Genomic DNA, 18,990 nt, shown 5'->3' on the forward strand with positions numbered 1-18,990 from the left:
TCCAATGATTGCGTGAAAATGCGGGCACCTCTCTCGATTGTTATTCCGACACTGAATTCCGAAGCAGGGCTTCAGGATACGCTCGCGAGCCTGATGGAAGGTGTTGCTCAAGGTATCATACGCGAAGTGATCGTGAGCGATGGAGGCTCATCCGACAGAACGCTCGAAATTGCTCGTGATGTTGGAGCCGAAATTGTTTCTGGCCCTGCGTCTCGCGGGGGGCAGCTTCGTCGCGGCGCAAACGCAGCGAATGGCGAATGGCTCCTGTTTCTGCACTCTGACACAAAGCTTACTGCAGGCTGGGTTGAGGCGGTATGCTCGTTTGCCGCGCGTCCAGATCAAGCGGGTTACGGCAAGCTCAAGTTCGCCCAAGTCGGGATCAGGGCAGGACTTGTTGCCCGAGGAGCAAATCTACGATCGTCGCTGATGGGGCTGCCTTACGGTGATCAATCTCTGCTGATTTCTAAGGCTTTGTATGAAGAAATTGGCGGTTACCGCGATCAACCTCTTATGGAAGACGTAGCAATTGCCCGCGCGTTGCGGGGCAGGCTCAAACCTGTTGGTTATGCTGTGGAAACCAGCGCTGAGCGCTATGAACGCGATGGGTACACGCGGCGCGTATTGCGCAACTGTACAACACTCACGCGATACTTGCTTGGCGCTTCGCCAGAGAAGCTGGCCAAAGGCTATAGAGCCACATCTTCTTCGTGAAATCGAAGTTCTTAAATTGGTGTGTGCGGCGATAAAAAACGGATTTCGCCGCAAAAGACCGCTCTGGCATTGTTGTTTTCGCCTAAAGCAATGCCAAAGAGAGGCAAGGTGGCTCAAGATCAATTGACCTCGATAAATTTGGTGAGTAATCCGATTTGGAGTACTTACAAAGGACCCGAACATGAGCCTCGCAAACGGACGTAGCTATCTCGCAATTCCTGGGCCGTCGGTTATGCCCGACCGTGTGCTGCAGGCAATGCATCGTCCGGCGCCGAACATATATTCGGGTGAGTTGGTTGACTTGGTGGCTAGCGTTGTTCCCGATCTTAAGGCAATTGCAGGCACAAATCATAACGTCGCAATCTATATCGCTAATGGCCACGGAATTTGGGAGGCCGCACTCGCAAACACTTTGGCACCAGGAGAGACTGTTCTTGCGCTTGCTACAGGGCGTTTTGGCGCGGGATGGGCCGAGATGGCTGCGAGGATTGGGATTAACCCACGTGTCCTCGATTTCGGGTTGAGTGCAACTTACGATCTCGAAGTTATCAAAGAGGTCCTTCGTGCTGACACCGAGTGCGAGATCAAGGCGATTACGACTGTGCAGGTTGATACCTCCACATCAGTTCGCAATGATATTAAGGCGTTGAGGGATGCAATCGACGAGGTTGGGCATCCGGCATTGTTGATGGTTGACTGTATTGCCTGCCTAGGCTGCGAAGAGTTCCGGATGGATGATTGGGGCGTCGACGTCATGATAGCAGCAAGTCAAAAAGGGCTTATGACACCGCCAGGCGTAGGTTTTGTGTTTTTTGGCCCGAAAGCCGCAGAAGCGCGAAATGGGCTAAACCAAATCTCGGCGTATTGGGATTGGAACCCGCGCGCGAATCCGGACGAATTTTACCAGTACTTCGCTGGTACTGCGCCAACGCATCACCTATTTGCGCTCCGAGAGGCGCTGACGATGCTGGTCCACGAAGAAGGTCTCGAGAATGCCTATGCCAGACACAAAACGCTCGCACGGGCTGTTTGGGCTGCTCTCGAAGCATGGGGCAAAGAAGGGTCAATCGCGTTAAACATCGCTGATGAAAGCCTTCGCAGCTTTGTTGTCACATCTGTTAATATTGATGCGCCAAATGCAACTGCGCTCCGCGATTATTTAACTGAAAATTTGGGCGTAACCCTTGGGATCGGGCTGGGCATGGCGCCTTCTGGATCGCCGGAGTGGCACGGGCACTTCCGCATTGGCCACATGGGGCATGTAAATGCGCATATGGTGCTCGGAGTTATTGGCTGCATTGACGCTGGCCTAAAGGCGCTCAACATCCAGCATGGAAGTGGCGCGATGGATGCGGCGGTGCGGGTTATCGCAGAGGCTTAGTCTGCGGCGCGCGCAGCAGTCAGTGCTTTTGGTAGGGCTTTTTCGAACAGTTCCATTTCCCGCTCCGGCCCCGTCGAAATCCGAATGCAACGGTCTTGCGGTGGGTTAAACGGCATCCGTACGAAAATATCCCGTTCCATCAGTTCCGACAAAACGCGCTTGGCAAATGCGCTGTCGCTTCCGCAATCAATCGTCACGAAATTCGTGGCCGAAGGCAGAGGCTCAAGCCCATTTGCTCTGGCGGCTTCAGCAATTCGATCGCGGGATCGTGCAACGTTATCCTTAGTCTGCACCAGATAGTCTTGATCAGCGAGAGCGGCAACTGCACCTTCAAGGCTGATGCGGCTTGCCCCGAAGTGATTGCGAATTTTCCCAAAGTCGCGGATCAAATCTGGATGCCCGATGGCATAGCCCACACGCGCTCCTGCCATGCCGTACGCCTTTGAAAAGGTCCGCATTCGCAAGACCTGCGGGTTATCCATGTCCCATTCTGGTGCGGTGCCTTCAGGCGCGAATTCGATGTAAGCTTCATCAAGAATTAGCAAACACCCATCAGGTAGCCTCGCAATCATATCTTCGATGACGTCCGCGTTGTGCCAGGAGCCCATTGGGTTGTCTGGGTTTGCAATATAGACGAGCTTCGCGCCGCATTCGCGGGCTTTATCCAGCAGCGCGTCAGGGTCTTCGTGATCGTCCTTGAACGGAACAGTTTCGATTTTCCCGCCAAATCCGGCGACATGATAATTGAATGTCGGATAGGCTCCAGCCGAGGTCACAACGCAATCTCCCGGTTCGATAAACAGCCGCACAACATAGTTCAGCAGGCCATCAATCCCTTCGCCAATTAGAATGTTATCCGCGGATAGCCCGTGATAGTCGGCCAGCGCATTTCGAAGCTCAAAGCACTCCGCATCCGCGTACATCCACACGTCTTTGGCAGCATCTTGCATCGCTGCAATTGCCTTGGGCGAGGGGCCAAACACACTTTCGTTTGCACCCAACCTCGCCGCAAAGGGTCTGCCCCGTGCACGTTCGTTGGTTTCCGGCCCGACAAAGGGGCTGATTGCCGAAAGGGTTTGGGCGATGGCGGTTGATTTGGGTGCTGTCATGGTGGGGATTATCGCGGGATTTGAAGGGTGTTCAAGTGGCAGAAACAAAACGGGCGGCCACTGGAGAAGTCCAAGGCCGCCCGAAACTGATTTTGTATTGCTTAAGCGAGTTCTGCGAGGCGTTGTTTGGCCGCTTTGAGTTTGGTGGCTTCTTCTTCAAGCTCCGCCAATCGGGCGCGACTTTCCTCAACCACGGCTTCAGGCGCACTGGCCACGAATTTCGGGTTGTTAAGCCGGCCGTTCAATCCGCCAAACTCTTTCTCGACCTTGCCGAGTGCTTTGGTCAGGCGCGCTTCTTCAGCCTCAAGGTCGATGATGTCAGCAATCGGCAGCGCGAACGTTCCGCCCGGTACGGCGATGGTGACGCAGCCTTTTGGCAGGGCATCCACAGCGGCAATACTCTCTATGCGTGCGAGCTTAAGGATCAGCGCCTCGTTGCGCGACAAGGCATCTTGATATTTTGCATCAAGTTCGATTTGCAGCATTGGGAGTTTGGCGCCTGCAGGAACGCGCATTTCCGCGCGGATAGAGCGAATACCTTCGATCAGGCCGATGACCCAATTCATTTCGCGGTCTGCGTCTTCGTCAATCAGGTCTTCGCCATATGTTGGCCAGTCCGCATGGATCAGCATCTTGTCGCGCGCAGTGATCGAGCCCCAAAGCTCCTCGGTGATGAACGGCATGATCGGGTGTAGTAGCACAAGGCACTGATCAATAACCCAAGCCATCGTTGCGCGTGTTTCCGCGACGATTTCTGCGTCATCCGAGTTGAGTAGGGGTTTAGCAAATTCCACGAACCAGTCGCAAACCTTGCCCCACGTAAAGAAATAGAGCCCATTTGCGGCATCGTTGAAACGATAGTTTGCAAGAGATGCGTCAAACTCAACACGTGCTTTGGCCGCTTCGCCAATGATCCAGCGGTTAACAGTTTGCTTAACAGCTGTTGGATCGAAATCCTTACTCGGAACGCAATCATTCATCTCGGCAAATCGAGCGGCATTCCAAAGTTTCGTGCCAAAGTTGCGATAGCCCTGAATGCGGCTTGTCGACAGCTTGAGATCACGACCCATCGCGGCCATGGCCGTCAGCGTAAACCGCACCGCATCCGCGCCAAACTCGTCGATTGTATCAAGCGGGTCAATCACATTGCCCACCGATTTTGACATCTTCTTGCCCTTCTCATCGCGAACAAGCGCGTGGACATAGACGGTGTGGAACGGGATTTGATCAACAACAGAAAGCTGCATCATCATCATGCGGGCAACCCAGAAGAAGATGATGTCAAACCCTGTGATGAGTACATCCGTCGGGAAGTATTTCTTGAGCTCTTCGGTGTCGTTCGGCCAGCCGAGCGTTCCGATGGGCCAGAGTCCAGAGGAGAACCACGTATCAAGCACGTCTGGGTCGCGGGTTAGGGATTTGCCGCCCGCAAGTTCAATGGCTTCTTCTTCGGTGGCAGCGCAATATTCGTTGCCCTCGTCATCATACCAAACCGGAACCTGATGGCCCCACCACAGTTGGCGCGAGATACACCAAGGCTCGATGTTTTCTAGCCAGTGGAAATACACTTTGGCATTGGCTTCGGGCAGGATTTGAGTATCGCCATTGCGAACAGCTTCAAGCGCGGGCTCAACGATCTGGGCGGTGTCCACAAACCACTGATCGGTTAGCATCGGCTCGATCACCACTTTGGAGCGGTCGCCGAACGGCTGCATCACTGGCTTATTCTCAACAAACGGAACCTGAACTTCTTGCTCGTTTCCGTCTTCGTCCTTGGTTGTCTCTGTTGTCATGACCGCAAGGCCTTCGGCGGTGATGTCCGCGATGACTTTCTTACGGGCCTCGAAGCGGTCAAGACCGCGGTACTCTTCGGGAACGAGGTTGATTTCAGTGACGTCTGCGGGCGCTTCGCCGCCTTCAGCGATGGCTTGGGCTTGGGCTGCTGCGTCGGCATAGGCAAGGCCATCTGCACGCATCGCGCCCTTGGTGTCCATCAGGGAGTAGAGCGGAATGTCGTTGCGCTTGGCAACTTGATAGTCGTTGAAGTCATGCGCGCCGGTAATCTTAACCGCACCTGAGCCGAAGTTCATGTCGGGGTATTCATCAGTGATGATCGGGATCAGGCGGCGCTGCTCTTTCGGGCCGACCGGAATCTCACAAAGCTTGCCAACGATTGGCGCATAACGCGCATCATCAGGATGAACCGCAACCGCGCCATCACCGAGCATGGTTTCAGGACGGGTCGTGGCAATAGAAATGTAATCGCGAGTCTCGCTCAGGGTTACGTTTCCGTCTTCATCCTTCTCGACATATTCATAAGTTTCGCCACCTGCGAGCGGATACTTGAAATGCCACATATGGCCCGCAACTTCGATGTTCTCGACTTCGAGATCGGAAATGGCCGTCTCAAAGTGCGGATCCCAGTTAACGAGACGTTTGCCTTTATAGATCAGCCCTTTGTTGTACATGTCGACGAATACTTTGCGCACGGCGTGCTGGAAATTGTCGTCCATGGTAAAGGCGTTGCGAGACCAGTCGCAGGTCGCGCCGAGGCGTTTAAGCTGGTTGATGATCGTATCGCCGGATTGCTCTTTCCACTCCCAGACTTTCTCCAGGAATTTCTCGCGGCCAAGCTCCGCGCGGGAGGGCTGGTTTTCTGCGGCGAGTTTGCGTTCGACAACCATCTGTGTGGCGATGCCTGCGTGGTCTTGCCCCGGTTGCCAGAGCGTATCAAAGCCGCGCATCCGGTGCCAACGCACAAGAATATCCTGAAGCGTGTTGTTAAACGCGTGGCCCATGTGGAGCGAGCCGGTCACGTTGGGCGGCGGGATCATGATGGAAAAGGTTTCAGCACCGGGCTTGGCGTTTGCGCCCGCTTTGAACGCGCCAGCCTCTTCCCATTTTTCATACAGGCGGCTTTCGGCTTCTGCCGCGTTGAATGTTTTTTCCATCGCCATTTCAGGGCCCTCGGTTCGGATAAATCTGGTTCTCGTTGCCATACCCAATAGAGGGCGCAAGGGAAAGGGGGCGCGATGAATTAAGTGGCGCGATCCAGCTTGGTAGACAGGTGAATTAGGCTCTCGGAGCGACGAACACCGGTGATCGCAGCGATTTTGTCGATGACCGCATCGAGGTTTGGGGGTGTGTCGACGATTACCCAAAGCATGAGATCAAAACGGCCACTGGTCGTGTGAATGCGTTTGACCTCGGCGATCTTTTCCAAAGCCTTCAGAATATCGGGTAGCGCGTTCGGCTCGACATCAACGAGAACGGTTGTAGAGATTTTGCCGATGTTTGAGGTGTCGCCCAGTTGGATTGTGTAACGGGCGATCGTGCCGTTTTCCTCCAGCTTTTCGATGCGTGTTTGAATGGTACTACGCGCCACGCCGAGTTTGCGCGCCAAGTGGGCAACGGAAATCCGTGCATCTGTGCTAAGCTCCGAGATCAAGGTTCGATCGAGTGCATCCATCTGGGTTTCATCGGTTGCCGGCGAGAATGTTCGCAGACAATTTAAGGCGCTAGGCTTGGCGACTTGTCAAGTTTTGCGGCATGCGAGGTTACTCGGATATTTGCAAAACCTGCTGGACAGTGAGGCTGGCGGAGTTAAGGTCTATGGCTGAGGATGCCCGATCATGCGGACAGGGAAGAGGCGAGTTTCGATGGATAAATTTGGTAAAAGTCAGTCTGTTAAGCGAACAGAGGATATCCGGTTTCTGACAGGGCAGGGTCGATATGTTGATGACATCACGCCAGAGGGTGCTTTGCATGCCTATTTCTTGCGCTCGCCGGTTGCCCATGCGGAGATTACCGAGCTGAACCTCGAAGATGCCAGAGAAATGGATGGGGTTAAACTCGTCCTGAGCATGGCAGAGCTTGAGGCAATGGGGCTAGACGCGACGCTTGCCTGTACGGTTGTAAAAAACCGCGACGGGAGCAAAGGCGCTGATCCAATGCGGCCGCTTCTAGCCAAGGGTCGAGTCAGATTTGTTGGTGAGCCGGTAGCGGTTGTCGTGGCAGAAACGCTCGAACAGGCCCGCGATGCGGCGGAAGCTATTGAGTTTGATTACGAAGAATTACCCGCACATGTCAAAGTGTGCGCCGGGGGTGAGCCCTTGCATAAAGAGGCGCCGGACAATGTTGCCTATGACTGGGCGATGGGCGACGAAGCGGCCACGGAAGAGGCGTTTGCAAAAGCAGCGCACCATGTGAGTTGCGAGGTTGTTGATAACCGTATCATCGTGAACTCGCTCGAGCCGCGCGGGTGTTTTGCCGAGTTTGACGGGCAGCGCATTCACCTTTCGGTCAACGGGCAGGGTGTGTGGCCTTACAAGGCTCAAATCAAACGAATTCTAAAGATGAACGAAGACGATATCCGGGTCACAAATCCCGACGTGGGTGGTGGATTTGGCATGAAAGCCATGCCGTATCCGGAGTATTTCGTTGCCGCCGCCGCCGCTCGTGAGTTGGGTGTACCTGTGCGTTGGATGGGAGATCGATCAGAGAGTATTCTGACAGATAATGCAGGCCGCGATCTTGTATCGACCTGCGAGCTTGCTTTTGACGAGAACCACAAGATCCTCGCTTATCGCGTGACAACCGTAAACAACCTTGGTGCCTATAATTCGAACTTCGCACAGCCGATCCAGACCGAGCTTTTCGCCAAAGTCCTGATGGGCACGTACGACTGCACCACAACGTTCCATGCGGTGAAGGGCATCTTTACCAATACCACGCAGGTCGATGCGTATCGTGGCGCTGGTCGACCTGAAGCGATCTTTGCGCTTGAGCGTACGATAGATACCGCAGCGCGCGAACTTAACGTTGATCCTTGGGAGCTTCGGCGCAAAAACTTTATCCCCAAAGATCAGTTCCCCTATCGGTCGGCGACGGGTGAGCTATATGACGTTGGCGATTTTGAGCGTGTTCTTGATCGAGTTGAGAAGGAATGCGACCTCAACGGTTTTGCCGCACGTAAGTCGGAAAGTGCCAGCCGCGGGAAACTTCGTGGCATGGGGCTTTGCTACTACATCGAGAGTATCCTCGGTGATCCGTCGGAAGACGCAAAAGTCGAATTTCACGAGGACGGCACCGCGAGCATATACGTGGGTACTCAAAGCAATGGGCAAGGGCATGAAACAGTCTATGCGCAGTTCCTGTCGGACCAGACGGGAATTCCCGCCGACAAGATCAAAGTTGTTCAAGGCGATAGCGATTTGATCGCGCGCGGTGGCGGTACAGGCGGTTCGCGCTCTGTGACGGTGCAAACACACGTGACACTCGCTGCGGTTACAAAGATCGTCGCAGCTTACCGCCCTTACCTTGCCGAGAAAATGGGCGTCGATGAAGAGGCCGTAAAGTTTGATGACGTGAGCTTTCGTGCGGAAGGGTCGAACCTTGCTCCAACCATGCTTGAAGCTGCTGCGATGGCGATGGCAGATGGCCGAAAGGACTTGTTGAGCTTCTCTGCGACAGCAGAGATTCCTGGGCGCTCATACCCGAATGGCGCGCACGTGGCAGAGGTTGAGGTTGACGAGGAGACCGGTAAAGTCGATGTTGTCCGCTACACAGTGACGGATGATTTTGGCAACCTTATCAACCCGATGCTTGTTGCGGGCCAAATCCACGGCGGTGTTGCGCAGGGGCTGGGGCAGGCACTCACAGAGCAGGTGGTCTATGATGACGACGGGCAGCTTCTGTCGGCAAGCTTTATGGATTACGCCATGCCGCGTGCCGATGATATGCCATTCGTTGATTTCACAACCGAAGGTACGCCAAGCACAGCAAACCCGATGGGAATGAAGGGTTGCGGCGAAGCAGGAACAGTTGGTTCAATGGCATCCGTTGCGAATGCTGTTCAAGATGCTCTTTGGGAACGTGGCGTGCGTAAAACAGATATGCCATTCACGCCAAGCCGAGTGTGGCAGATGCTTCAGGACGCAAATGGCGCGGCTTCTTAACAGACTCAGGAATTGGATTGGGTTTGGTGGCGGGCGCGAGCAGACACCAAGAACACTACAGCGCGGGCCAGTTACGCATGTGATCATTCTGGATGGCACGATGTCGAGCCTTGATGAAGGGCACGAAACAAACGCCGGCCGATTATACAAAATGCTCTGCTCGTTGCCTGCGCAAGTCCGGCCAAATTTACGCTACGCGTCCGGAGTTCAATGGCGAAGCTGGCGCAATACGCGTGACGTGTTGGAAGGGCGCGGCATTAACCGTCAAATTCGCGGAGCTTACGGTTTCCTTGCTAGCAGGTATCACACAGGCGACAAGATTTTCCTCTTCGGGTATTCACGCGGGGCATTCGCGGTAAGAAGCCTTGCCGGAGTCATTGATCGCGTTGGTTTGCTCAAACCAGAGCACGCCACTGTGCGGAATATTCGAACCGCATATCGATTGTATCAAGGGCCAAGGCATTCTCGTGCGATCGAGGAGTTTCAAGCGGCCTATTGCCGAACAGAAGTCGATATTCAGATGGTTGGTGTTTGGGATACGGTAAAAGCGCTGGGCATGCGGCTTCCGTTTCTTTGGCGACTGACAGAGCCGAAACACGCGTTCCACAACCACAAGCTCGGTAGGGCCGTAAAGCACGGGTACCATGCGCTGGCGCTGGATGAAAATCGGTCTGCTTTTGCGCCTGTTCTCTGGTCGTGCCCTCCGGACTGGCACGGTGATGTTGAGCAGATGTGGTTCCGTGGAACTCATGGCGATATCGGCGGTCAACTTAGTGGATTTGAGGCTGCACGCCCGCTTGCGAATATCCCACTGGTTTGGATGTTGGAGAAGGCTGAAGCTGTCGGGCTGACCATGCCAGAGGGGTGGCGCGCAACCATCGACTGTGATCCAGACGCGCCCTCTGTCGGGTCAACGCGGGGCTGGGGCATGCTTTTCGTCGCCCGCAGTACTCGTGTGATTGGGCGAGATATTTCGGAGCGCGTTCACGAGACAGTGCCAGAAGACCATAAGCTTGCATTGGAGTTGCGGCAGGCGGCGAAACCTGAAATCAAACCGGAGCAAACGTCTCAAATAGAGGCTTAGGTCGCGTTTTGGGGCAATCCATCTTTGATGTCATAATAGTCCCCTTTTTCGGCCGTGAAGATATGCATGCCCAACTTAATTTCTGTGGGGTGATCTATCGCGCCCATAGCAACCGCAATTTTGCCTGAGTTGTTCAAAGGCTCCCAAAACAGACTTGAACCACATGTCTCGCAAAATCCGCGTCTGACTTTCGCGGAGGATTGAAACCACTTGAGCGAGGAGGCATCCGTGATGTTGAGCGCGGATTTGTCTATGTCGGTCGATGCCCAGAAATGACCAGAGGTCTTGCGGCACATTGTGCAATGACATGCGTCGGGAGCGGTTAGGGCTCCTGAAATCTCAAAGGTAATTGCGCCGCAAAGGCAAGAACCGGTGTGTGCCATCTGAATGTCCTTTTGCCGTTATGATTTGCTGGGCGTCATGACAAGGCAAGTCGTTGAGGCCGTGGCGTAGAGTTTACCATCTTCGACTCCGCGAATTTCACCTCTGGAAATACCGGTGGACCGCCCTGCGTGTTGACTTGTCCCGCGAGCTTCGACCTCCATTCCAAGCGGAATAGAGCGGGTGATATTCACCTTGTATTCCAGTGTTGTATAGGCGGACCCCTTGGGCAGCATTGTCATCACGGCACAGCCCATACAAGTATCCAGGATCGTGCCGTACCAGCCGCCATGTACAGCGCCCCATGGATTGCGGTGGTCATGAAGCGGGGTTCCGCGAAAGGCAACATTGCCTTCGGAGACTTCGACAATGCGATAGTTCATCACGCCGGATATCGGCGGTGGGCTTACATTTCCAGCAAGCATTTCTTGCATGTATTCAAGCCCTGACATCGAGAGGATGTCCTCGGTGCTCGATACTTTTATGGGCGACTGGCTCATATCGCTCCCCCTTCAATTCTCAATGTAGTTGAAAGGAAGCGTAGGTGTGGAACAACGAAATGGAAAGCCGCGAAAAGTCGGTTACGCGACGTTTTCGAGCGACGCTTCTGGTGTAATGCCAAGTGCATGGCACACGTCGCGTGTCCGTTCTGGGCGGTTGAGCGTATAGAAGTGCAAATCTTCGACGCCCCCGTCGATCAGTTCGCTGCACAATTCCGTGCAGAGCGAAGTAGCGAGAAGCTCTGTGCGATCATCGCGCTCTGCCTTCTCAAACGCATCGGCAACCCAGCTTGGAACAGACGTGCCGCAACGCGCTGCAAACCTTTGGGTGCCGGCCCAACTTTGGATTGGGAGGATGCCTGGAATGATTGGCGCATCAATTCCGGCTTTCTCGCAACGATCACGGAAACGGAAGAACGTATCGGCTTCGAAGAAGAACTGCGTAATCGCGGAATCTGCTCCAGCGTCAATTTTGCGTTTCAGCCAGTCAACATCGGCTTGGGCATTTGGCGCATCGGGGTGCGGCTCTGGATATGCTCCAACGCGAATTTTGAATTTTCCTATGTCGGCCAGTGCTTCGATCAGTTCACAGGCATCCGCGAACCCTTCGGGGTGCCGCGTGAATTTGTCTGCGCCTTTTGGTGCATCACCACGCAGGGCGACAATCTCTTTCACACCAACTTCAGCGTAGGAATTGGCGATTTTCAGCGTTTCTTCGCGCGTTGCGTCAACACATGTCAGGTGCGCAGCGACGTTCAGGCCGTAATTCTTGTGGATCGTGGCAACCGCTTCGTGTGTCAGATCACGAGTTGTGCCGCCAGCGCCATAAGTGACCGACGAAAAACTCGGCGCCAGAGGCGCGAGCGCGCGCACAGTGTCCCAAAGCCGAAATGACGCTTCAAGCGACTGTGGTGGGAAAAACTCGAAAGAGATGCGTGGTGTTTTCGGGGCGGTCGTGGCGGCGGTCATTGCGATTCTATCCTTGTTTGCTGGCCCCTTGTCACATATCTCCATTTGTGAAACAAATTCATAATTCTCAAGATTAATATGAGGCGCGTGCATAATGCACTTGGAGTTCCGACATCTACGCACAATAAAAGCAATTCACGAGGCGGGCGGTTTGGCGCGCGCGGCGGATGTGCTGAACATCACGCAATCGGCGCTGAGCCACCAAGTCAAAGGGCTTGAGGATCAGGCTGGCGTGGAGCTTTTTGTGCGCCGTTCCAAACCTTTGCGGCTGTCTGCTGCGGGGATGAAACTCTTGCGGCTTGCGGAGAAGGTTTTGCCCGAAGTCGCAGCACTTGAGGCGGATTTCGCAGGGCTCCTGTCTGGCAAAAGCGGCCGACTTCATATCGCGATCGAGTGCCACGCTTGCTTTGAATGGCTGTTTCCGGTGTTGGAAGAATTCCGCAAGGCTTGGCCCGATGTTGACGTCGATATCCGCCCGGGACTTGCATTTGATGCATTACCTGCATTGCAGAAAGAGGGTGTTGATCTCGTGGTATCTTCGGACCCAGAGAAGCTGGAAGGCGTTGAATTCTACCCCCTTTTTGACTACGAACCCGTTTTTCTTGCCTCGGTGAACCACCCGCTTGCGAAGAAAGATTACATCGAAGCCGAGGATTTTCGCGGAGAAACGCTGATTACCTACCCGGTGGACCGCTCGCGGCTTGACGTGTTCACTGAGCTTCTGACACCCGCGAAGGTCGAACCGCTTGCTGTTCGTCAGGTTGAGCTTACAGCAGTTATTCTTCTGCTCGTTGCTTCAAATCGTGGGGTCGCAGTTTTGCCGGATTGGGTTGTACGTGAAGTTCGTTACAATTCCGATTACGTCACGCGGCCCTTGGGCAAAGACGGAAAAACCAAACGGCTCTATGCCGCCGTTCGTACGGATGACGCGGCCAAGCCTTATATGTCCAATCTTATTCGATTGGCACGGACCGAGCCGGTGAAACTTCAGCGAGGAATGCCTTCGCCGTAACGAAAACCCCCTTTGCTCTTGGCAAATGGCAGTGCCGCGCGTATATGCGCGGGCGTAACAAGGAGTGTCCCTATGATCGGCAGTGCAAATCTCAACATTATGGTGAAAGCCGCCCGCCGTGCAGGCCGCAGCCTCGCCAAGGATTTTCGCGAAGTAGAGAACCTGCAGGTTTCCGTGAAGGGCGCCGGAGACTTCGTGTCAAAAGCTGATATTTCTGCGGAAGCGATCCTCAAAGAAGACCTTATGGGTGCGCGCCCGACTTATGGGTGGCTGGCCGAGGAAAGCGAAGAGATTCCCGGAACAGATCCAACACGTCGTTGGATTGTTGATCCGCTCGATGGCACCACAAACTTCCTGCATGGCTTGCCGCATTGGGCTGTCTCTGTTGCGCTTGAGCACAAAGGCGAGATTGTTGCCGGTGTTGTCTATGACCCGACTAAAGATGAAACATTCTTTGCAGAAAAAGGGCAGGGCGCTTGGATGAACGAAAGCCGTATTCGGGTTTCAGGACGTCATCGTATGATCGAAACGATCTATGCAACCGGCCTTCCGTTCGCTGGGCGCGCAGATCTGCCTGAAACACTGCAGGATCTGGCGCGTATTCTTCCTGCGTGTGCAGGAGTGCGCCGTTGGGGTGCTGCGGCGCTTGATCTCGCTTATGTGGCTGCTGGTCGGTATGACGGCTTCTGGGAACGACGCCTGAAGCCATGGGATATGGCAGCTGGTCTTGTGTTGGTGCGTGAAGCGGGCGGCCTTGTTGAACCGCTTGAGCCAGAAAATAATATCCTTGAGAGTGGCGCGGTAATCTGTGCAAACGAGCCGGTCTTTGACAGCTTTGCCAAGATCATTCGCGGCTAAACTGCGTGAACACAATTGAATGAAGGCGCGCTTTGGCCGCGCCTTTTTTGTGTCTATTTCCGACGCGTGACACGCGGAATAGAGCTTTTGGAAAGTTTGTATTCCGTTTCTGGGTGTGGGGCATGGCCATCATTGCGCTCCCAGAATTTCGTGGCTCCGAGGCGAAGCCAGAGCGGTGCGGTCATAATGACACCAGCCACAAATCCACCAGCATGAGCCCAGAATGCGACGCCGCTTGTGTTCAAATCCGCTGTGAATCCGTTAAAAACTTGCAGCCCGAACCACACGCCAAGCACGATCCAAGCAGGGATCGGGAAGATGCGAAAAAACACAATAAAGATAAACAAAACATCAACGCGAGCTTTGGGATAGAGCAATAGATACCCGCCCATGACTGCCGCGATTGCGCCCGAAGCCCCGACCATCGGGATTACTGAGCTCGGATCGGCAAACGCGTGCGAAAACCCAGCTACAATTCCGCCAAAAAGGTAAAATGCGAGGAAGCCCATATGCCCCATCGCGTCTTCCATATTGTCGCCAAACACCCACAAAAAAAGCATATTCCCTGCAAGATGCATGAAACTTCCGTGCAGAAACATGCTGGTTATAGGGGTATGAAGTTGTGCGCCGTCAAAAACAAACTGTGGCACCATGGCCCAACGCCAGAAAAACGCGTTAATCACGCGAGGGTCGTCAAGGTATTGCCAGTATGACAGGAAGACCACGATATTTATCGCGATCAATGCATAAGTGACAAATGGTGTTCGCTGTGACGGGTTGTGATCGCGGATAGGAAACATAGTGCCAGATTGCCCAACCGCGACTGTCCGTCAAGCGCTTTACGGTGTCTGTCCCGCCAGCAATGCGGCGTTTCCGCCTGCGGCGGTTGTATCAACACAGAGGTGGCGCTCGTGCAAAACATGCCCAGCATCGGGGTGTCCGGTGATAAGCGGCAATATCGGACCGGACCGAGACGCAAGCGCCTTCACGTAAGGTCGTGCATTTTGGCCCCAGTAAATTGCGCCTGAAAAACCTGTGAGTTCGGAAAGATCGGCGGGTTGCACCGTTGCAGCAACTGCAATGCCACCTAAGGCTTCTACGGCCTCTGCTTGGGCCTTTTGCGCCTCTATCCCCGGTCCGAGACACAAAACAGGTGGGCGAGGCGAAGCGGTAAGTGTGTTCGCTTCGCCCGTTGGGCCAGGGAGGATTTGAAGATCGATTGATGTGCTTACTTTGGCAACATTGATTTTTGTTTGCACGGTTTCAATTGGTTCAAACTCCTCGGCGTCCTCAATGATCGGAGCTGCATGCGAAGTGAAACGCGCAAGATAGTTCGGTCCGCCCGCCTTCGGTCCAGTTCCCGAAAGACCTTCGCCACCGAAGGGTTGGCTTCCTACGATCGCACCAATCTGATTGCGGTTTACATAAATGTTTCCGACGTGAAGCTTTTCTTGCACTTCGGCTACTCGGGAGTCGATCCGGCTGTGCAACCCGAAGGTCAGGCCGTAGCCGCTTGCGTTGACTGCGTCCAATACCTCATCAATTGCACCGGATTTGAATGTCGCAAGATGTAATACTGGCCCAAAGATCTCCTCTTCCATTTGCTTTACGCCAAGTGGGGTCGATATCAATACCGGTGCCACGAAATGGCCGACTGACGGCGCCGGAAGCTCTTTGATAATACGCCCCTCCGATCTGGCAGCGGCAACATAGCTCTGGATTTTCTGTTGTGCGGCTAGGTTAATAACAGGGCCGATATCGGTTTGCAGTAGGGAGGGATTCCCCAATGAAAGCAAATCCATAGCGCCCGTAAGCATTTTGGTGAAGCGTTCCGCGACCTCCTCCTGAACATAGACGCACCTTAGAGCAGAGCACCGTTGCCCCGCGGATTGGAAGGCGCTTGCAATAACATCAGTAACAGCTTGCTCAAGGAGCGCTGTGCTGTCGATAATCATCGCGTTCAGCCCGCCGGTTTCTGCTATTAGAGGCGCACCCGGGGCGAGGTTTTCGGCCATTGCAGAGCGGATGCGTAGAGCGGTGGCTGTTGAGCCAGTAAAGCAAACGCCATCCACGCGTGAGTCAGAAACAAGTGCCGCCCCTACGGTGGCTCCTTGGCCAGGTATAAATTGCAGAACGTTTTCTGGCACGCCCGCTTTATGCAGTAGATCAACGGCATAGGCAGCAATGAGAGGCGTGTCTTCAGCGGGCTTTGCCAATACTGCGTTGCCTGTCGCGAGAGCCGCCGCGATTTGTCCTGTGAAGATGGCCAGCGGGAAATTCCATGGCGAAATGCAGGTGAAGGTCCCAACGGGCGGGTTCGTATGAGACAACGCTTGCGCGCCATAGTAGCGCAAAAAATCCACGGCTTCGCGAAGTTCGGCTAAACTGTCCGGAATGGTTTTCGCCGCCTCACGGCATAGCAATGCGAATATTTCGGCTGTGTTTTCCTCGAAAAGCGCGGCTGCGCGATCGAGTGTTTGCTTACGCTCAGAAGCGGGCGCGTCCCAAAGCTCGGCTTGCTTGAGTGCATTCTCGATGTCAGAGGGGCTGGACTCGTGAACATGCCCAACACAATCGTTTGGATCGAATGGATTGAGGGAGTGAGCCGCTTCGTCGTTAGAACCAACGCCGAACGTATAGGTTTTCTGCATGAATTCATCACGGTGGCGCAGCAGCTCGTTTGATGCGAGTGCAAAGTCAAGATCGATACCCGCCGAGTTTTTCCGTTCTGGTTCAAATAACTCGGTGCCCTTGGTCAGGGCCGGTGCAGCTTCAGCTTCAAACGGATCAGCAACGACTGTTTCGGGAGGAACGTCCTCGTCGACCACCTGATTCACAAATGAACTATTGGCGCCATTTTCCAAGAGCCGCCGCACGAGATATGCCAACAAATCGCGATGCGTGCCGACGGGCGCATAAATACGGCAATCTGTGCCGAAGTCGTCGCGGGTCAGGTCATGAAGTGCTTCGCCCATCCCGTGTAGGCGTTGAAACTCGAATTTCGCGCTCGGCGGTGCGATATGGCGAATTGCAGTGATCGTGTGGGCATTGTGCGTGGCAAACTGCGCGAAGATGCGGTCATTGTAAGACAACAACCGTTTGGCGCAGGCTATGTAGGAAATGTCTGTCGCGGATTTGGATGTGAAAACCGGAAACGCAGAAAGGCCAAGCTCTTGAGCGTGCTTGATCTCGCTGTCCCAATATGCGCCCTTGACCAACCGCAGAGTGATCTTACGATCCTGTTCCTCGCAAAGCGCAGCGAGCCAATCGATAACGTGGCGCGCGCGCTGTCCATAGGCCTGCACCACAACGCCCAGCCCGTCCCAATCTGCAAGATCAGGATCGCGCAGCAGGGCTTCGATGATTTTGAGGGATAGATCCAGACGATTGGCTTCCTCTGCGTCGATGGTGAAGCCCATGTTGTTGGTTTTCGCCATATTCGCCAAGGTGCGCACACGGGGCAGAAGTTTCGTCATTACCAGGGCTTCTTGCGCGGGTTCGTAGCGTGGAAAAATTGCCGAGAGCTTGACCGAAATTCCTGCGCCACTGATCGGGTCATCCTGCACGCCGATCTCGGTGATTGCGTTGGCGTAGTGGTTGAAATGCATCTTGGCGTCCGCTTCGGTCAGGGCCGCTTCGCCGAGCATGTCGAAAGAATAGCGATACCCCTTATCGACCATCGCCTGTCCGCGCTCCATTGCGCCTTCGATGGTTTCCCCAAGAACGAATTGGCGGGCCATCTCCTTTACTGCGCGCTTAACGGCAACGCGAATGACCGGATCGCCCAAACGCTGAACTGCGCCGCGCAAAACGCCGGCTATGCTCTTGTCCGTCGGCTCGAGAACTCGGCCCGTGAGCATGAGCGCCCAAGTGGAAGCGTTCACAAGAGAGGAAGCGGCTTTACCAAGGTGCTTACCCCAATCGGACGGGGCGATCTTATCTTCGATGAGCGCGTCCACGGTGGGCGCATCTGGCACACGCAGAAGTGCCTCTGCCAAACACATAAGCGCTACGCCTTCTTCTGTTGAAAGGCCGTATTCAGCAAGGAAGACTTCCATCAACCCCGGTTTGGACGACGCCCGAAGCCTGCGCACAGTTTGGGCGGCTTCCATGGAAATCAGCTTACGCGCCTCTTCGCTTAGGTCCGCAATGTCGCGCAAACTGGCGAGGGTAGCGTGCTCGTCGGCGTATGTAGCGTTTACGATGTTTTGGCGCAGTTGGGAGAGATCAGACATGGCGTGCCTTTCGTTTTCCTAATTATGCCATGTTGCTTTTGGAGATATTCTCTATATTTTCTTGAAATGTAGAAATTTTGCCCAAATTTTTACCGCGTTGTGGAGTGAATGATGCAAGACTTGGATTCCTTCGATGAGAAAATACTATCCGTTCTCAGTGCAAACGGACGGATCAGCATTACCGATCTTGCAAAGCGCATAGGGTTGTCAAAGACGCCAACGCAGCTTCGGGTAAAGCGACTGGAGAGCGAAGGGATTATCTCTGGCTACCGCGCTGTTCTTGATCCAATCAAGCTTGGGCGAGATCACGTTGCCTTTGTAGAGGTGCGCCTAACTGATACTCGCGAGGCGGCACTCACCGCTTTCAACGAAGCAGTTCGTCAAATCGCAGAGGTGGAAGAGTGTTATATGCTGGCGAGCCAGTTTGATTATCTGTTGAAAGTGCGGACCCATGACATGAAAGATTATCGTGATGTTCTTGGTGGTCGTATTTCCGCGCTTCCTTTTGTGTCGCACACAAGTACGCATGTTGCGATGCAGGCTGTGAAAGAGGGCGGGCGTTGGCAATCCTAGGCGTTTTTCCGACGTTGCTCGATGCAAGTTTAACTGAGTGCGATTACGATGGGTTGGGCTCTGGACACGCATGCAATCTTGTGCCACTTGTTGGCCAAATCGAGCCGCTTGCGGCTTTTGGGGGCGTGGTGGAATGGTATACACAAGGGACTTAAAATCCCTCGCCGGAAATGGCTTACGGGTTCGAGTCCCGTCGCCCCTACCACCTTTGTTTCAGAAT

Annotated in this window: 15 protein-coding genes and 1 tRNA gene; 8 read left to right on the top strand and 8 right to left on the bottom strand. The window is 54.3% G+C overall.

The genetic code is table 11. The annotated features are described in order from the left end of the window. Positions 1–18: 18 nt before the first annotated feature. Complete coding sequence (locus OU789_RS03400) at positions 19–711, top strand: TIGR04283 family arsenosugar biosynthesis glycosyltransferase (RefSeq protein WP_274653331.1); 693 nt, start codon at positions 19–21, stop codon at positions 709–711. A 181-nt stretch (positions 712–892) separates the two neighbouring features. Further along, entirely contained in the window at positions 893–2,092 is a 1,200-nt protein-coding gene (locus OU789_RS03405) for a pyridoxal-phosphate-dependent aminotransferase family protein (protein ID WP_274653333.1), read from the top strand. On the opposite strand, the gene OU789_RS03410 is transcribed toward OU789_RS03405, so the two are convergent. The 3 genes from OU789_RS03410 to OU789_RS03420 all read right to left on the bottom strand — a co-directional run bounded on the left by OU789_RS03410 (position 2,089) and on the right by OU789_RS03420 (position 6,670). Continuing rightward, positions 2,089–3,201, bottom strand: coding sequence for a pyridoxal phosphate-dependent aminotransferase (locus tag OU789_RS03410; protein ID WP_274653334.1), 1,113 nt, complete (start codon positions 3,199–3,201; stop codon positions 2,089–2,091). The genes OU789_RS03405 and OU789_RS03410 overlap by 4 nt on opposite strands. 101 nt (positions 3,202–3,302) lie before the next feature. Further along, positions 3,303–6,158, bottom strand: coding sequence for a valine--tRNA ligase (locus OU789_RS03415; protein WP_274653336.1), 2,856 nt, complete (start codon positions 6,156–6,158; stop codon positions 3,303–3,305). A gap of 80 nt (positions 6,159–6,238) precedes the next feature. After that, positions 6,239–6,670: an Lrp/AsnC family transcriptional regulator gene (locus OU789_RS03420; RefSeq protein ID WP_274653338.1), complete on the bottom strand. Its 432-nt coding sequence runs from the start codon at positions 6,668–6,670 to the stop codon at positions 6,239–6,241. A gap of 190 nt (positions 6,671–6,860) precedes the next feature. Here OU789_RS03420 and OU789_RS03425 point away from each other — a divergent pair, with 190 nt between their 5' ends. Then, entirely contained in the window at positions 6,861–9,158 is a 2,298-nt protein-coding gene (locus tag OU789_RS03425; protein WP_274653340.1) for a xanthine dehydrogenase family protein molybdopterin-binding subunit, read from the top strand. Next, a complete protein-coding gene (locus OU789_RS03430) occupies positions 9,142–10,242 on the top strand; it encodes a DUF2235 domain-containing protein (RefSeq protein WP_274653342.1) in 1,101 nt (366 codons plus the stop codon). The genes OU789_RS03425 and OU789_RS03430 overlap by 17 nt, the downstream gene beginning before the upstream one ends. On the opposite strand, the gene OU789_RS03435 is transcribed toward OU789_RS03430, so the two are convergent. The 3 genes from OU789_RS03435 to metF form a co-directional block, all read right to left on the bottom strand. Next, positions 10,239–10,625 (bottom strand): GFA family protein, encoded by a 387-nt coding sequence (locus OU789_RS03435; protein ID WP_274653344.1) that lies wholly within the window; start codon positions 10,623–10,625, stop codon positions 10,239–10,241. The genes OU789_RS03430 and OU789_RS03435 overlap by 4 nt on opposite strands. A gap of 18 nt (positions 10,626–10,643) precedes the next feature. Then, a complete protein-coding gene (locus tag OU789_RS03440; RefSeq protein WP_274653346.1) occupies positions 10,644–11,123 on the bottom strand; it encodes a PaaI family thioesterase in 480 nt (159 codons plus the stop codon). Between the two features lie 81 nt (positions 11,124–11,204). Beyond that, the gene (gene metF / locus OU789_RS03445; RefSeq protein WP_274653348.1) at positions 11,205–12,092 is read right to left on the bottom strand and encodes a methylenetetrahydrofolate reductase [NAD(P)H]; all 888 of its coding nucleotides are present in this window, start codon (positions 12,090–12,092) and stop codon (positions 11,205–11,207) included. Positions 12,093–12,186: 94 nt separating this feature from the next. Here metF and OU789_RS03450 point away from each other — a divergent pair, with 94 nt between their 5' ends. Both OU789_RS03450 and OU789_RS03455 read left to right on the top strand, forming a co-directional pair. Next, positions 12,187–13,104 carry a LysR family transcriptional regulator gene (locus OU789_RS03450; protein WP_263953841.1) on the top strand — a complete coding sequence of 306 codons (918 nt, stop codon included), beginning with the start codon at positions 12,187–12,189 and terminating at the stop codon, positions 13,102–13,104. Positions 13,105–13,176: 72 nt separating this feature from the next. After that, positions 13,177–13,962, top strand: a complete 786-nt coding sequence (locus OU789_RS03455; protein ID WP_263953840.1) for an inositol monophosphatase family protein — start codon at positions 13,177–13,179, stop codon at positions 13,960–13,962. A gap of 53 nt (positions 13,963–14,015) precedes the next feature. Here the strand turns inward: OU789_RS03455 and OU789_RS03460 are convergent, their stop codons facing one another. After that, a complete protein-coding gene (locus OU789_RS03460; protein ID WP_274653351.1) occupies positions 14,016–14,762 on the bottom strand; it encodes a rhomboid family intramembrane serine protease in 747 nt (248 codons plus the stop codon). A gap of 39 nt (positions 14,763–14,801) precedes the next feature. After that, positions 14,802–18,197, bottom strand: coding sequence for a bifunctional proline dehydrogenase/L-glutamate gamma-semialdehyde dehydrogenase PutA (putA, locus tag OU789_RS03465; protein WP_274653352.1), 3,396 nt, complete (start codon positions 18,195–18,197; stop codon positions 14,802–14,804). A 108-nt stretch (positions 18,198–18,305) separates the two neighbouring features. On the opposite strand from putA, the gene OU789_RS03470 reads away from it, so the two are divergent. Together OU789_RS03470 and OU789_RS03475 are read left to right on the top strand one after the other, a co-directional pair. Next, positions 18,306–18,770, top strand: coding sequence for an Lrp/AsnC family transcriptional regulator (locus tag OU789_RS03470; protein ID WP_263953837.1), 465 nt, complete (start codon positions 18,306–18,308; stop codon positions 18,768–18,770). 119 nt (positions 18,771–18,889) lie between these two features. Next, positions 18,890–18,975, top strand: a tRNA-Leu gene (locus tag OU789_RS03475). Positions 18,976–18,990 lie beyond the last annotated feature (15 nt).

Origin of the sequence: Halocynthiibacter sp. C4, from assembly GCF_028823805.1 — a bacterium.
Taxonomy (GTDB): Bacteria; Pseudomonadota; Alphaproteobacteria; order Rhodobacterales; family Rhodobacteraceae; genus Falsihalocynthiibacter; species Falsihalocynthiibacter halioticoli.